15 protein-coding genes and 1 pseudogene are annotated in these 15,192 nt (G+C 57.1%); 9 read left to right on the forward strand and 7 right to left on the reverse strand.

The annotated features are described in order from the left end of the window. Window positions 1-35: 35 nt before the first annotated feature. On the forward strand, window positions 36-422 hold the full coding sequence (locus ACLH0I_RS13175) for a hypothetical protein (protein WP_411387293.1): 387 nt from the start codon (window positions 36-38) through the stop codon (window positions 420-422). Between the two features lie 161 nt (window positions 423-583). Here ACLH0I_RS13175 and ACLH0I_RS13180 read toward each other — a convergent pair whose 3' ends face one another. The 3 genes from ACLH0I_RS13180 to ACLH0I_RS13190 all read right to left on the reverse strand — a co-directional run bounded on the left by ACLH0I_RS13180 (window position 584) and on the right by ACLH0I_RS13190 (window position 4,375). Continuing rightward, a complete protein-coding gene (locus tag ACLH0I_RS13180) occupies window positions 584-1,246 on the reverse strand; it encodes a hypothetical protein (protein WP_411387294.1) in 663 nt (220 codons plus the stop codon). 380 nt (window positions 1,247-1,626) lie between these two features. After that, entirely contained in the window at window positions 1,627-2,214 is a 588-nt protein-coding gene (locus ACLH0I_RS13185; protein WP_411387295.1) for a DUF805 domain-containing protein, read from the reverse strand. Window positions 2,215-2,515: 301 nt separating this feature from the next. Next, entirely contained in the window at window positions 2,516-4,375 is a 1,860-nt protein-coding gene (locus ACLH0I_RS13190; protein ID WP_411387296.1) for an ABC transporter ATP-binding protein, read from the reverse strand. A 170-nt stretch (window positions 4,376-4,545) separates the two neighbouring features. Here ACLH0I_RS13190 and ACLH0I_RS13195 point away from each other — a divergent pair, with 170 nt between their 5' ends. The 3 genes from ACLH0I_RS13195 to ACLH0I_RS13205 all read left to right on the forward strand — a co-directional run bounded on the left by ACLH0I_RS13195 (window position 4,546) and on the right by ACLH0I_RS13205 (window position 6,253). Beyond that, window positions 4,546-4,848: an ArsR/SmtB family transcription factor gene (locus ACLH0I_RS13195; protein ID WP_186704782.1), complete on the forward strand. Its 303-nt coding sequence runs from the start codon at window positions 4,546-4,548 to the stop codon at window positions 4,846-4,848. Window positions 4,849-4,910: 62 nt separating this feature from the next. Then, complete coding sequence (locus tag ACLH0I_RS13200) at window positions 4,911-5,885, forward strand: zinc-dependent alcohol dehydrogenase family protein (protein WP_411387297.1); 975 nt, start codon at window positions 4,911-4,913, stop codon at window positions 5,883-5,885. Between the two features lie 41 nt (window positions 5,886-5,926). Next, the gene (locus ACLH0I_RS13205; RefSeq protein ID WP_411387298.1) at window positions 5,927-6,253 is read left to right on the forward strand and encodes an antibiotic biosynthesis monooxygenase family protein; all 327 of its coding nucleotides are present in this window, start codon (window positions 5,927-5,929) and stop codon (window positions 6,251-6,253) included. A gap of 6 nt (window positions 6,254-6,259) precedes the next feature. On the opposite strand, the gene ACLH0I_RS13210 is transcribed toward ACLH0I_RS13205, so the two are convergent. Then, entirely contained in the window at window positions 6,260-7,219 is a 960-nt protein-coding gene (locus ACLH0I_RS13210; protein ID WP_411387299.1) for a hypothetical protein, read from the reverse strand. A 115-nt stretch (window positions 7,220-7,334) separates the two neighbouring features. Then, complete coding sequence (locus ACLH0I_RS13215) at window positions 7,335-8,219, reverse strand: LysR family transcriptional regulator (RefSeq protein WP_411387300.1); 885 nt, start codon at window positions 8,217-8,219, stop codon at window positions 7,335-7,337. A 113-nt stretch (window positions 8,220-8,332) separates the two neighbouring features. Between ACLH0I_RS13215 and argC the strand changes: the two genes are divergently transcribed. Further along, window positions 8,333-9,262, forward strand: a complete 930-nt coding sequence (gene argC, locus ACLH0I_RS13220; RefSeq protein ID WP_411387301.1) for an N-acetyl-gamma-glutamyl-phosphate reductase — start codon at window positions 8,333-8,335, stop codon at window positions 9,260-9,262. 18 nt (window positions 9,263-9,280) lie between these two features. Here the strand turns inward: argC and ACLH0I_RS13225 are convergent, their stop codons facing one another. After that, entirely contained in the window at window positions 9,281-10,072 is a 792-nt protein-coding gene (locus ACLH0I_RS13225) for a helix-turn-helix transcriptional regulator (protein ID WP_186728678.1), read from the reverse strand. Between the two features lie 137 nt (window positions 10,073-10,209). Between ACLH0I_RS13225 and ACLH0I_RS13230 the strand changes: the two genes are divergently transcribed. Both ACLH0I_RS13230 and tssI read left to right on the forward strand, forming a co-directional pair. After that, window positions 10,210-11,313: a polyamine ABC transporter substrate-binding protein gene (locus ACLH0I_RS13230; RefSeq protein WP_411387302.1), complete on the forward strand. Its 1,104-nt coding sequence runs from the start codon at window positions 10,210-10,212 to the stop codon at window positions 11,311-11,313. An 88-nt stretch (window positions 11,314-11,401) separates the two neighbouring features. Further along, entirely contained in the window at window positions 11,402-12,712 is a 1,311-nt protein-coding gene (gene tssI, locus ACLH0I_RS13235) for a type VI secretion system tip protein TssI/VgrG (protein WP_411387303.1), read from the forward strand. A 93-nt stretch (window positions 12,713-12,805) separates the two neighbouring features. Here the strand turns inward: tssI and ACLH0I_RS13240 are convergent, their stop codons facing one another. Further along, the gene (locus ACLH0I_RS13240; RefSeq protein WP_411387304.1) at window positions 12,806-13,603 is read right to left on the reverse strand and encodes an alpha/beta fold hydrolase; all 798 of its coding nucleotides are present in this window, start codon (window positions 13,601-13,603) and stop codon (window positions 12,806-12,808) included. A 226-nt stretch (window positions 13,604-13,829) separates the two neighbouring features. Here ACLH0I_RS13240 and ACLH0I_RS13245 point away from each other — a divergent pair, with 226 nt between their 5' ends. Beyond that, window positions 13,830-14,864 carry an aldo/keto reductase gene (locus ACLH0I_RS13245; RefSeq protein WP_411387305.1) on the forward strand — a complete coding sequence of 345 codons (1,035 nt, stop codon included), beginning with the start codon at window positions 13,830-13,832 and terminating at the stop codon, window positions 14,862-14,864. A gap of 146 nt (window positions 14,865-15,010) precedes the next feature. Further along, window positions 15,011-15,175: pseudogene (locus ACLH0I_RS13250) on the forward strand (2,4-dienoyl-CoA reductase); the annotation flags it as partial. Window positions 15,176-15,192 lie beyond the last annotated feature (17 nt).

Genomic DNA, 15,192 nt, shown 5'->3' on the forward strand with positions numbered 1-15,192 from the left:
CTGTAAGCGCTATTGCACCTAGCCGGAAGAAGCTCATGATCATGGCCATACCGAAGATCGAACTTAAGGAACTGTCGGTGAAAGCGGAAGCAGACGGTTTAACGCTGAGTGATCTTGTCCCCATTTGCGAAAGGTTCGCCGTTGCACCGCATGATGTGCTGAACGAGCTGTCCGTCGCGGTTGCGGAAGGCTATCTACAAGGATCTCTGCTCTATGATTTTTGCAACGGCGTAATGAACGGGATCATAAATGCTGTGGTTGAAGTAGGTATGACTAACGACATGCCTCAGCCCGCTTTCTCGCTTTACCAGGCATTCGATCAAGGTGAATGGTTCCGCAGTAACGACCCACCGGAAACTGATCCCAGTGAGAAATACACGAAGCCGGTGGTCGAGGAAATAATGCGTACCCTTAGAGACTAGCTTTCACAGATCGAGAGGTTTTCGCTTTTCGGCTGGAAGGTAGTGGATCGAACGATGCTTTTGGTCGATTGCTGTCTATTGGGACGGGCAACAACCCAAAGCGGATATTGGCAAGTGGTGAGTGTTGGCCGGCAATGGCTCGGTTCCTAGTGGAAACACATTTAGCGCATCCAAGCACGAAGAGCTTCGAACTCGGTTGGGTTCGGATGGCGTAGTCGGGCGGCTAACGATTCCTCTTCTTCTTGAGAGATGAAGGCTTTGACAATTTTCGAGATGCCTTGAGGGCCAGCCTGGTAATTCATAGCGACACACTGTCGACTAAACAAGGTCTCAAGAAGCGCATAGTCTGCGGGTAGTAAAGCCGTTTCGATCAATGCCACTTCACTTTTCAGTGCGATATTGAAGTCCATTCGAGGCGGTAGCCAAGATAAGTCCGTAGCGACGCGTACGTATTCCCTAGTCACGAACGATGAGATATCTGCATGGGCAAGTGGAGATGGCTGAGCAAAATGAAGTACCTGAGCAATCCCCGAAGTCCCGTTTTCCAATCGAACCAGGCAGTAAGGCTCACCGCCGCCTGTAGCCGCAAAGGGAAGAAAGGTTCGACCTTGCTGGTCATCAGGGTTAAGCCACTCATTGATTTCTCGTTCTGCTTCTTCTGCATCGAGCCAGTGAAAATCTACAAGGCTACTCAGTGCAGCCTTTGAAGGGGGGGTATGCGCTATTCGCATGAGTGCTGCGAGGCGTTCTGGAAATTCAATGTCAATTCTGTGTGCAAGATCTTGAAAGGCTTCGACGACTGCAACAGCTTGTCCATAATTCAAAATAGGAGAATCTCCATATCTGATAGCACCGCAATCGAAGTCTGGATTTTAAAGCAACGCCCTCGATTTCCAGGCTTGACCTGCTGTTCATGTGAACCGCTATTGTCGGGCGCTCGCAGGATCCTACAAAGCTACAGCTAGAGGCGCAAGCACCCTAAATCCACTGACCGCTTCTGGCCGATAGCTGCCTGTCGTGAGGGGCTGCAATCGGCCAAGAACGGACGTTTAGAGCAGAGAAATAAATCTGTTCTCTTTTCCCAATGGACATCACCGCGGCGTACGCAGGGCTATCGCGTGGTGCGCGCAGCGCTCTCTACAAAGGCACCTGAGCACTTGGCGCCGCGCAATGAGGCGAAGCATGGACTTCGCGTACGCTAACGTTATGCCTGAACCAATGAATTAAAGAACCACTCGTAGAGTGCCTGTGGGTGGTATTGGGGAAAATACACAACTAGCACGGTTGAAGTTACAAGCACCAGCACCACCAACAGCGCGGTAAGTAGTTTTACCGACGTCGAAAGAGGTGGATTGGGCGGGCCGTATTTATTAATCGCTTTACGCCCCGGAAGCATGAAGAGCGGAAGCGTTATCACAAAGCCGATAACAGGGACTACGCTGAGAATTCCCCATATCATCGGACTCCAGCCTAGATCACGTGCCCTGCGTACCAGTAGAGACACGTTGAGCAGGATGGCAGGAACGACAACGGTGACACCGACTATCAGCAAAACCACCAGTTGATGGCGCAACCCCACCATAAAGAACGTCAGCAAAATGCACGGAAGAACCAGCACCAAGGGCACATGAATCAGCCAGAAGCGCGCCAGAGAAATACGCCCGGAAAAATCCAAAATCTTGGGGTTTGAAAACGTGACAACCTCGTCGTCAATCAGTTGGGCGTCGCCCGGTTGGTATGGGTTTTCGATTTCGCTGCTGATGCTGCCGAAAACGGGTTCTATCCGGGCCATTTAGTGCTATTCCCTTATGTATGATGGTGCTATTCACGTCACAACGTTTACGCCTCATATCTAATCGAAGGCCGGCATCAAACTCAAGAGAAAAGACGCTATCGTGTAAGGGGGGCTGTATGCACCACAGCATGTGTGGGTCTGTCGCAGGGTGCGCGCAGTGCACCTTATGCAGCCGCTAGTAAGAAGGCGGGTCATGTTCCTACTCTGAACGACGGCTTCTGGGCCGAAAGCTGCCCGTTGTGAAGGACAGCTGACGACCCAAAGCACCCACCTGCAGATCCCCCCAGGCCCTTCACGCTTAGACCTGATCCATCGCCTCCGTCACCCACCGATCCTCACCCAGAAACCCACCACTCTGATGGTGCCACAGCCGCGCATAGATGCCGTTCTTGGCGAGCAATTGTGCGTGGGTACCCTGTTCAATGATCCGCCCGTCATCCATGACAATCAGCCGATCCATCGCCGCAATCGTCGACAGCCGATGAGCAATGGCGATGACCGTTTTCCCCTGCATCATTTCATCGAGGCTTTCCTGGATGGCCACTTCGACTTCCGAATCCAGCGCACTGGTCGCCTCGTCAAGGAGCAGGATTGGCGCGTTCTTGAGCATCACTCGGGCAATCGCGATGCGCTGGCGCTGGCCGCCCGACAGCTTGATGCCGCGCTCGCCCACCAAGGTGTCGTAGCCGGAGTGACCTTGGCGGTCGCTCAGTTGGCTGATGAACTCATCGGCCTGGGCATTGGCCGCCGCGCGGCGGATTTGTGCGTCAGTTGCATCGGGTCGGCCGTAGGCGATGTTGTCACGAATGGAGCGGTGCAGCAGGGACGTATCCTGGGTGACCATGCCGATGGCGCTGCGCAGGCTGTCTTGCGTCACGCGGGATATGTCTTGCCCGTCGATGCGGATCTGCCCGCTGTCGACATCATAAAAGCGCAGCAGCAAGTTGATGAGCGTGGATTTGCCGGCGCCGGAGCGGCCCACCAGGCCAATTTTCTCGCCCGGGCGGATGTCCAGGCTCAGGCCATCGAGCACTTGGCGTTCACCGTTGTAGTTGAAACTCACGTTGTCGAAGGTGACCGCGCCGCCGGAGGTCACCAGCACCCCCGCGTCCGGCGTGTCCTGCACCTTGGGGCCGCGGGTCAGGGTTGCCATGCCATCCTGCACGGTGCCGATGCTCTCGAACAGCGAGGTCATTTGCCACATGATCCAGTGCGACATGCCATTGATGCGCAACGCCATGGCGGTGATCGCCGCCACCGCGCCGGCGCCGACGTCGCCCTGGTGCCACAACCAAAGCGCATAGCCGCCTGCGGCCATGATCAGCCCCACCACCAGCGCTTGGTTGACGATTTCGAACTGACTGACCAGGCGCATCTGGCGAAAGCCGGTCTGCTTGAAATCCTCCATGGCCGCGCGCGCGAAGTGCGCTTCGCGGTTGGAATGGGAGAACAGCTTCACGGTGGTGATGTTGGTGTAGGCGTCCGAGATCCGTCCGGTCATCGACGAGCGGGCATTGGCCTGTTCCTGTCCGACTTTGCCCAAGCGGGGCACGAAGTAGAGCATGGCCAGCCCGAACAGCACGATCCAGGCCACGAACGGCAGCATCAGTTTCAGGGCGAAGCCGCCGGCCAAGGCGATGATCGCGATGAAATACACGCCGATTCCCGGGGCGATTTCGATCAGGGTGAACAGCACGTCGCGCACGGCCAGGGCCGTCTGCATCACCTTGGTGGTGACCCGGCCGGAAAACTCATCGGAAAAAAACGAAAGGCTTTGCCGCAGCATCAGGCGGTGGAAGTCCCAACGCAGCCGCAACGGCAGATTGATCGCCAATATCTGGTGCTGCACCATCGTACGCAGCGCCACCAGCCCGACGCTCGCCACCATGACGATACCCATGCCCCACAGCACGCGACTTTCCTGCGCTGCCGCGTCACCCCCGGCTTGCCAGGTCGAGAGCAGATCCACCACTTGGCCGAGGAACGAAAACAGCCAGGCTTCGTAGATCGACACGCCGGCGCTGAGCAGCGCAAACGCCAGGATGTAACCGCGGGCGCCCCGGGTGCAGGCCCAAAGGAACCGAGCCAGGCCGTTGGGTGGCGGGGGGACTTCGTCGGGTGGGAAGGGGTCGAGTCTTTGTTCAAATACGCGAAGCATGGTGGTCTCCGAAACGATCAATGACGGAGATTCTGCCATTTAAAGACTGCTTTGAGGGTTATGTGAAGTGGTGGGTATGGCTCTCTTGGCATGTCGCCCAGGATGTTGGGGGCAGGGAGGGGGCTAAACAGCGTATTGACATATCGAAAAATCTCGATATTCTCGGGGGCATGGAATTGATCGAAATATTCAAAGCGCTCTCGAACCCTACACGCCTGCAAATCTTGAAAGGCTTGAAGGATCCCGCAAAGAACTTCCCTCCGCAGGATGAAGGTGACGTTCTCACGGTGGGCGTCTGCGTCAGCAGTATTCAAGAAGGTATCGGACTGTCGCAGTCAACGGTGTCTGGTTACCTTGCAACGCTGCAACGAGTGGGCTTGGTCGAAGTCCGGCGTATCGGTCAGTGGACCTACTACAAGCGCAATGAAGCAACCATCAGCGCGCTTGCCGAGGTCATAGGGAAAGAATTGTAGTTTTTTTACCGTAATATATCGAGATATCTCGATATTCCTTTTTATAGATGTGAGGAATTACGATGAAAGCAATGGTACTTAAATCATTCGGCGGCTCGGGATCGTTCGAGCTGCGCGAGGTGGCCAAGCCCGTACCGCACGCCGGACAAGTCTTGGTCCGAGTGCACGCAACCTCCATCAATCCGTTGGATTACCAGGTTCGTCGCGGCGACTATCCCGACTTGGTGCAACTGCCGGCCATTACCGGACACGATGTATCGGGCGTTGTCGAAGAGGTAGGGCCGGGAGTGACCACCTTCGCTCCAGGGGACGAAGTCTGGTACACCCCGCAAATATTTGACGGGCCAGGCAGCTATGCCGAGTACCACGTTGCCGCCGAAAGCATCATCGGGAAGAAGCCAGCCTCGCTGAGCCATCTCGAGGCGGCAAGCCTGAGCCTGGTTGGCGGGACGGTGTGGGAAGCATTGATCGTGCGTGCGGCGCTCAGAGTGGGAGAAAGCATTCTGATCCACGGCGGCGCGGGGGGCGTCGGGCATGTGGCGATCCAGGTGGCAAAAGCCATGGGGGCAAGGGTGTTCACGACCGTGCGTGAGGCAAACGCCGGGTTCGTGCGAAGCCTGGGAGCCGATGTGGTCATCGACTATGAAAAGGAGGACTACGTCGACGCCATCATGGGGGAAACGGGTGGTCGCGGAGTGGATGTGGTGTTCGACACCATCGGCGGCAATACCTTGTCGCGCAGCCCCGACGCGCTGGCACAGCTTGGCCGCGTTGTCTCGATCGTGGACATTGCGCAGCCACAAAACCTTGTCCAGGCCTGGGGCAAGAATGCGAGTTACCACTTCGTTTTCACCAGGCAGAATCGCGGCAAGCTCGATGACTTGAGCGCATTGGTCGCGCGAGGTCAGCTGCGGCCACACGTTGGCGCCGTCTATTCGCTTGCCGACATTGGGCTGGCCCATGCCCGGCTGGAGAGCCCCAACAACGGTGTTCAAGGAAAAATCGCGATAGCGGTCGAGCCTTCGCTGATCCCGTAATTGCGTACGTTTAACCGTTCAAGCCATTTTCGAGGAATACCATGATTTATGAGATCGCTCTGCTCCCTGTTCACAAAGAACGCATTGAAACGTTCAGGCGTGCATTTGCCGAGGTCGCTCCTTTGCTCACCCGGGCAAAGGGTTACGGCGGTCACTTGCTGGCACAAGGGATCGAGACCCCCGAGCAATTCAACCTGATCGTGCGATGGCAGTCACTTGAGGATCACACGCCGGGTTTCGAAGCGAGTGAAGACCATCGGATGTTCATGATGGGCTTAGAGGAATATTTTTCGGAGGAGCCGAGGGTCTACCACATCGAGGGGGCCGCTTCCTGTTCACCGTTTCTGACCGAGCAGTGGCCGAATTGACCGCCCTCAGGGATTGGAACGCATCCGGCCCTGGATCGCCGTGCGCAGACAACCCCAGGCGATGAATCCGAGGATCAACACCTCCGCCATGCCCACCAGCATGTGGAATGAAAAGGTCAGCGGTTGTTCGGCCCAGTAGAAGGTTGTCATGCCGGTTCGACCGCCGCCGACGCGCAGTCGCCCGCTAAATAGCGCAGGGACCAAGGTGATGACGTGACTCAGCTCCAGGACGGCGAGGAAAACACCCAGTAGAAGGAGCAGGGCGCGTGCGGGTGTGCCGAGTTTTTCGGTAGGCTCGTGGGAGGGCGTGAGTTCCTGGGTTCTGCGCTGCCTGGCGTCCCTCACCGCCTTGCCGCTGGTTGGGGCTGGAGCAGGTCTGTAGGCTGGCTTCACAGCCACCGTCGAACCCACGACCACTTCAGTAGGCACTGCCACGTTCAGATAGTCGGCCAGCTCACGCAGCCACACGTCGGTGGGTTTACTCCCCGGCACCACCGGAACGTTGTCGGTGGTCAGGCGGTGCTCGGTGCCATCGCGCATCACCAGCCACAATTGGGTGTAGGCGGGCTCGGCCTCTTGGCGGCGGCGAAGTTCGAGGCATTTGGGCGTGTCGATTCTGAAGACCGAATGCACACGCTCGCGGCGTCCAAAAAAGTTTCGGGTGCGGCGCTTGCCTTCACCCTCGCGTCGCGATAACAGCAAGGTCTCGCGGACGCCGGTGTACACCATCAAGAGGAGGCCGAGGGCAGGGATCAGCAGCAGTCCCAGCACAATCAGCAATGAGAACAGTGGATCGACGTCGGTCTGAGGGGGGCCTCCGTCAGCGACCACAAACACGGCGAACACTACCGGCGCAATGAAGGCAAGCGCGCCTGCCAGCAGCACGAATGCGCTTTGTACGAGGTTACGCGAGTGGATGTGCAGATCATCCTGCGCGGTGCGCTCGAATCGATGTCCAATCAACATGCAGAACTCCTGGTGCGTCGCCTTCAGATCGATCAAAGGGTCGTGACAAGCATTGGCACGCCGCAGGCCTGGATCGTGTTTAACACCGCGCAGAATACCTCATGCCCAGACATAATCACTCCGCACTCAACTCCCACAACACATCGAGCACATGTTGCGTAGGCCGTTCGATATCTCGACTGCGGTGGGCAATCCCCAGTTGACGCCACAACAAGGGCTTCAATGGCCGCATGACGATCCGCGGGTCGGGCAATGGCGTGGAGGCTTCATGGGGCAACAGCGTCGCACCATATCCTGCCGCCACCAGGCTCTTGATAGCATCGTTGTAGTTCAGTTGAATGCGCGGCGCAGGCTGCCGTCCATCACTGGCGAACCACTCCGACGTCAAGCGCGAAAGGCGAGTGGTGGTGTCATTCAAAATCAGCGGTTGCGCGGACAGCCAGTCGGGGGTCACAACCTCCGGGCATTCCCAGCGAGCCGGCAAGAAGGCCATGACCGGATCCCGTCGCCACGGCTCGATCCGCAAGCCCTTTACCGGCGGCTGCGGCAGCGCGACCAGACCGATCTCCAAGGAGCCCCCGGCAAGCCTCTTCAAGGTTTCCTGGGAAGTGAGCACCGCCACCTGCACATCGATCGCGGGGTGGCGTTGGTTCAATATCTCCAAAGCGTTCGGCAGCAACTGTGCGATGGCCCCGGTGGAGGCGCCGAGCCGCACACGCCCGGCCAACCCCTGTACCTGGCGCTCCACGTCCTCGAGCGCTTGTTCCGCATCCGCCAACAGGCGCCGCGCGCGTTCCACCAGGGTGTTCCCTATCGCCGATGGCTGAACGCGCCCCCGGGTGCGCGACAACAGCTTGCCGCCCACCCGCGCCTCAAGGTCGGCGATATGCAGGCTGACAGTGGGGGGCGCCAAGTGCAGCGCACGGGCCGCTTCGGCGAACGACCCCATGTCGGCAATCGCCACCAGCGTGCGCAGGCGGTCCAGGCTGATTTCCCGCATAAAGTGCACCTTGTTCAGAAAAACTGAATTTCATCGTTTATAAATTCAACTTTTCCTATCTTAGCGCCTGGCTGAACATTGCACCCCCTGATTCCAATGTTCGAGAGCATGCCATGGCAAGTCCCCTTGTATTCATCGATGGCGACCAAGGCACCACCGGGTTGCAGATCCATCAACGTCTGCGCGACCGGAGCGATCTGCGGCTGCTCACGCTGAGCGCCGAACATCGCAAGGATCCGCAACGTCGCGCCGAGGCCATTAACCACTGCGACATCGCGATTCTCTGCTTGCCCGACCAGGCCGCGCGCGACGCAGTAGCGTCCATCGAAAACCCCGCTGTTCGGGTGATCGATGCGAGTTCGGCGCACCGTACCCATCCAGACTGGACCTATGGTTTTGCGGAAATGAGCCAGCAGCAGACCCAGCGCATCGCCGCCGCCCGGCGGGTCAGCAATCCCGGTTGCTATCCAACGGGGGCGATCGGGCTGCTGCGGCCATTGCTGGAGGCTGGATTGGTGCCCAGGGATTACCCGATGAACATTCATGCGGTGTCGGGTTATTCCGGAAAAGGACGAGCCGGTGTGGAGGAGCATGAGGGCGCGGGCGCAGCCCAGGCGTCTGCGTTTCAGGTCTATGGGCTGGGGTTGGCACACAAGCATATTCCGGAAATTCAGCAGCAAAGCGGTCTGACGGAACGGCCGATGTTTGTGCCGGCCTACGGCTCCTTTCGGCAGGGGATCGTGCTGACCCTACCTGTGCAGCCCCGATTGTTGGCGCCAGGGGTGAGTGGGGTGCAGTTGCATACGTGTCTGATGCAGCACTACGCCGATGCGCGCCATGTGCATGTGATGTCGATGCAGGAAGCCAAAGCACTGACCACCCTTGATCCTCAGGCGCTTAACGGGACCGATGATGTGCGATTGTCGGTGTTCGAGAACGATGAGACCGGGCAGGTTTTGCTGGCTGCGGTATTTGACAATCTGGGGAAGGGCGCCGCTGGCGCGGCGGTGCAGAATCTGGATTTGATGCTTGCAGGCACATGATCGGTGTGATGCCTGACTTCAATGCGTGGCGGGAACGTTCTGTCTTGGCATGAAAAATCGAGCAAACAGCTCGGATTGGGACTTGATATTCAGTTTTGCGTAAATGTTGCGGCGGTGCACCTTTATGGTTTCCGCCGAGAGGGATAGCTTTCCGGCTATTTCTTTGTTGGAGAAGCCGCTGAGTAGTAAACGGAGGACATCACTTTCACGTGCTGTTATCTGCGTGCCCAGCTGGTTGACCGTTTCTGGCCATAGAGGTGGCTCAGCCAGCGTTTTCTCCACGTCAATTTCAAACCCCATGCGCTGATGCATCAATGCGGTCACCCACGGTTTGATAATGTCGAGCAAGGTTATTTGTTCTTGGCTGAAACGGGCTTTGCTGCCAATAGATAGGCACAACGTTCTGTCGGGGTCGAGCTGGACATTGTATTGTGCTTCGTCCATGGAAATGTATTGGGCGAAATACTTGTGGTAATACTCGGTTTCAAGAAAGTATTCCGGTGCAATATCCAGTAAGTGGAAGAAACCGCTCTGTGGGTTTTCCCGATTAGCTATATAAAACGGATCCAGCAAATAAAGACCTTTCACGTAGCGATGAATGAATGCGTCAACTTCTTCCGCATCGGCCACTTCGGGAAGACTGACGACCTGTACCTGTTGGTTGCTGAAAATCAATACCACCCAATTATCGATCTGCACGTATTCATTTAATGTGCGAACCAGTGAACTCCAGAACTCTGGACGGTTCAGCTGCATGATCAGCTTCCCAATCGATCGATGCCAGGCCAGGCTATGAAGGTCAAACGGCATTTTCTACCCCTTTAGGGTTAGGGCGTTGCAGGTCTAAGGTAAGTATTCGTAGGTATTTACTATTCGGTGGCAGCCGGTATATTCGCTGCCAGGTTTACGATAGCCATGAGGGCATGTCGTCTTGACAAGGATGTTGCATGAGAAAGTCACATTTGCGAACCCTTTTTTCGGCCTCGCTTCTCTGTGTCGGGATAAGCACATCCGTGGCGGCTGCAGAGCCCGGAATGTATCTCTATAACTGGTTCGGGTTGCTGGCGCCGGAGACGCCAAAGGAGTTTGAGCAGGAAACTGGCACGCGAATGCACATGGATGCGTTCGACAGCGCTGAGATCATGCAGAGCAAGGTCATGGCCGGGCGCACCGGGTATGACGTGGTGGTGGCGACCTCCAACGTGTTGCCAGGCCTGATCCAAGCGGGCGTCCTTCAGCCTCTGGATCGTGATCAGTTGAGTAACTTTTCACATATTGACCCTGACATCCTCGCTCAGCTCGCAGTCAATGATCCAGGTAACCGCTACGCCGTGCCTTATTTGTGGGGCACCACTGGCATTGGTTATGACGTGGACAAAGTCAAAGCGGCATTGGGCAATGATGCGCCGGTCAATAGCTGGGATCTGATCTTCAAAGAAGAAAACATCAGCAAGCTCCAGTCGTGTGGAGTGGCAATGCTCGACTCTCCCAGTGAGATCATCTCGATTGCCTTGAATTACCTTGGACTCCCTAGCAACAGCAAGAACCCGGATGATTACCAGAAAGCCCAAGCCTTGCTGTTGAAAATCCGCCCCTACGTCCTTTATTTCGATTCGTCCAGAATCGACGCCGACCTGGCAGACGGCAATATCTGTGCTGTTGTGGGGTGGGCCAATGGTGCCCTGGCGGCACAGGCCATCAACGAAAAGGCTAACACCGGACGCAAGATTTCCTACAGTCTTCCTCGCGAAGGCGCGTTGTCCTGGTCGGAGAATCTGGTGCTGCTGAAAGATGCGCCCCATCCCAAGGAAGGCATGGCGTTCATCAATTACATGTTGCGACCAGAAATTATCGCCAAGACCTCAAATCACACGCTGTACCCTAACGCAAACAAAGATGCCGCTGAGTTTGTCGAGCAGAAGTTGCGAGACAATCCTTGGATCTATCCAGACAAAAAGACGGTCGCGACACTTATTCCCCTTGAGCCTCTGCCATTGAAACTGGAGCGAATCCGCACGCGGATATGGACCAAAGTGAAGAGTGGTGTGTGACCTGACTTGATTGTCGCCTGTTGCTCGTTGCGTGCCTTGGTTATAGGCGGGCGTCGGATGAGCAGCAGGTTTAAAAAGAGAACAGCGGATGTTCAACCCAGCCAATCAAACGCACTTCAGTTTGGCCATCGACGGTTTTGCCCATGACTTTCAAGTGCTCGCGTTCACGGGAGAAGAGGCGCTCAGCAGGCCTTACCTGTTCAGCGTGGATTTTGTCAGCGAACGGTCTGACCTGGCGCTTGAAAGCCTCTTCGATCGAGAGGCTTTCCTGGCCTTGGACGCGAAGGGCAACGGCATTCATGGACGGGTCTATCACATCGTTCAAAGCGCCCATGGTCAGCACTTGATGCGCTACAGCCTGGCACTCGTCCCGCAGTTGTCCTACTTGCGTCACCGCATCAACCGGCGGATCTATCAACAGTTCTCGGTACCGAAAATCGTGGCCTTGATATTGGAAGAGCACGGTGTGGTGGGCGACGCTTATCGGTTTCATCTGGGGGCGACCTACCCAGAGCGTGAATACTGTACTCAGTACAACGAAACGGACTTGCACTTTGTTCAGCGCTTGTGTGAAGAAGAGGGTATTCACTTTCACTTCCAACACAGTGCTCAAGGCCATGTGCTGGTCTTTGGTGACGATCAGGCGGTTTTCCCCAGGATTGGACAGCCCACTGCTTATGGACAAGCGCGCGACAGGGTGGCCAACGAGCCACTGATCAAGCGCATCAACCTGCGTCTGGGACAGCTCACCCGTCGTATCTCGCAACAACCGTTGGACATTGAAACAGATGACAGGCTGGAGCGTTTCACCGGTCATGAGCACGGCAAGCAGATACGTCTTCGGACCATGGAACGCCGCCACGCGGCTTATCGACAAGCCGAAGGGCAGAGTGACCAGACTCGGTTAGTCAGCGGCCAAGTACTGGACATCTCAGGCCATCCGCGCCAGGAGTGGAACACCTCATGGCTACTGACCCAGGTCGTCCACGAAGGCCGGCAACCACAGGTAATGAGTGAGCACGTCGCCAGTGGCAACACGGGAAACGAAGATGACTTCCATCAGGGTTACCGCAACCGCTTTATCGTGCTTCCATGGAATGTGTCCTATCGTCCGCCGTTGGCTCACAAGAAACCGCAGGTACTACGCAACCAGACCGCTGTAGTCATTGCCCTGGAGGACGAAGAAATCCAGGGTGATCGGCGCTTCGCAAGGATCAAGGTCGAGTTCCCCTGGGATCGTGAAGATCGATTTGACGACAAAAGTCGTTGTTGGCTGAAGAGGGCGTCCGATTGGCGTTGTGAGATGGGGCCGCCCCGGACGGGCATGGAAGTCGTGGTTGCATTTCTTGAGAATGATCCTGATCAGCCGGTGATCAGCGGTTGTTTGTGTTGTCGTTAAGGACATCCAAAAAACTATGTCTTGAGCCGTTGCGGACAATCCAGGCCAGGGGCCCGATGATGTCCGCACGCAGCCTGATTTACGCCATTCAGGTCAACCGGTGTGGCGTTTCAGGAAACCCTCGATAACAGTTGCGAAATAAGGCGGGCACTCCTGCATCGGGTAATGACCGCAGTTCGAGATAACATGCAGTTCTGCGTTCGGATGCCACGCCAGAAAGGTTCTGGCCATAGCCGCGGCATCAAGTCCGGGGTCCTTGTCACCGACAATAATCAAATACGGTGTTTCAAGGCCTCGAATGTCATCGACGAAATTTGCCGTGACCATCATTTCGAGGTACCTCGCCCGGCAGGCAGGTGAGACTGTGTCGCGGCTTTGTTGGACCTTGAGATCAACCCACCCATCGGAGAGACCTCCAGTCACGAATTTGAACAGCCGCCGAAGGGCCTCGTCGTCTTCTGCCGTGCTGGCAAAGAACGCCAGCGCTTCTGGGCCCAACCGATTGCCAGCGGCAGAAACGGGGCACACTGCTATCGCGCTTGCGACGCGAGACGGGGCATCCGCAGCGATACGTTGCGTGATCATCCCGGTCATTGAATGGCCGACTACGTGGAAGCGCGTCCAACCGAGCTGGTCGGCGAGCATGAGGCAATCGGAGGAAATCTCCTCTACCGTAAATTCGCCCGCCAATTCAATGGATTGTCCGTAGCCACGCACATCAACGAAAACATAGGTAAACGCGCGACCGTCAAGACAGGGCATGACGGCATCGTAGCTGGAGTGGTCGCCCAGCCAGTCATGCATGACCAGTACGTGAATGGGGCCATTGCCGTACCGCACATACCCTAAGGTGGCGTCAGCTCCGAAACTGATTTCAACGGGGGCTTTCATTTCATGGTTCCTTTGTGGTTGGGGGAACCAAAACGAAAACGCCCTCCCGGCGAACCGGGAGGGCGTTTTGAAAGAGAGGCAACCCTATCAATCTCTTGAGTCAGGTTCAATAGGCGAGCCAATCCATCACAGCAAGCCCGCAATAACCCGTCTAGACTCCATGCGCACTCATTCACTCTCAACCCAGCGCAGGTCGCCGAAGCCTCTTGCCCTGAAGGAGTCCGTCATGCGCTATCGCATTTTCGGCAATACCGGCTTGCGGGTCTCTTCCCTCGCGCTGGGCACTGGCAACTTTGGTAAAGGCTGGGGCTACGGGGCCGACTTGGACGAGGCCCGTAGAATCTACGACGGTTACCGGGAAGCAGGGGGCAATTTCATCGATACGGCCGATCAATATCAATTTGGCCAATCGGAATCCATGCTCGGCGATTTCATGGCGACCGAGCGTGATGAAGTGGTTCTGGCGACCAAGTTCTCGCTGGGTGATTCACCCGGTGCCGGCGTCCTGCGCTCCGGCAACAGCCGCAAAGCCATGCGCAGCTCGGTGGAGGCCAGCCTCAAGCGCCTCAAGACGGATCACATTGATCTTTTGTGGGTGCACATGCCTGATGGCGTAACGCCTATCGACGAAATTGTGCGGGGGCTGGATGACCTGATCCGCTCTGGCAAAGTGCTCTATAGCGGACTGTCGAACTTCCCGGCTTGGCGCGTGGCAACGGCCGCCACCCTGGCGGAGCTTCGTGGTTGGTCGGCGATATCGGCGGTGCAATTGGAGCACAGCCTGGTGGAGCGCTCGGCTGAACGCGAACTCCTGCCGATGGCCGCTGCCTTCAATCTGGGAGCCGTCGGATGGTCACCGCTCGGCGGTGGTTTGCTGACCGGTAAATACCGCAAAGGGGAAACCGGTCGTGCGCAGGGTTTGGGGGCGGTGATCCACGATGAGGACAGCGAGCGCAAGACCTCGACGGTGGATGCGGTGTTAGCGATCGCCGAAGAGACCGGCCACACGCCGGGCCAGATCGCAATCGCCTGGGTGCTGGCCAAGGGAACACTCCCGATCATCGGTCCACGCACGCCGGAGCAGATGGCCGATAACCTGGCGTCAGTCGAAGTTCAGCTGACGGCGGATCAACTGGCACAGCTGGACGCTGCCAGCGCCATGCCCCTTGGGTTCCCACACGATAAGGTGGCTGCTTCAGCGCCTTCGCTTGCTGGCGGCAAGGCAGACCTCATTGATGCAATGAACCGGGTTGTGCGATGAATCGGGTTTCCAGGCAGTCCGCCCATTTGCCCGCAAACCGGTAGAGGGGCATGCTGGGTCGCGATCGCGGTGGGGCCGCTTGCATCAATGTTGAATGTACCGACGCCATCGCGAGCAAGCTCGCTCCCACAGTTGATTGGGGGGCCGTGGCGGTCGTGAAGTTTCAATTGCACAAACTGAGTCGGGCTAAAAAGCCCGACCCGAGCGTGTCGCCGTTGCGCGCGCTGATCCTGCAACAGCTCGCCCTGGCATTTCGCACCCGCCAGTATCGAGGTTGGGTGGAGAAGCGTTCGCCCAGAAGCGGACACTGAGCGCCACGTATTTGCCT

The sequence above is a fragment of the Pseudomonas sp. MPB03 genome, from assembly GCF_046605385.1.
GTDB classification, from domain to species: Bacteria; Pseudomonadota; Gammaproteobacteria; order Pseudomonadales; family Pseudomonadaceae; genus Aquipseudomonas; species Aquipseudomonas zanjanensis.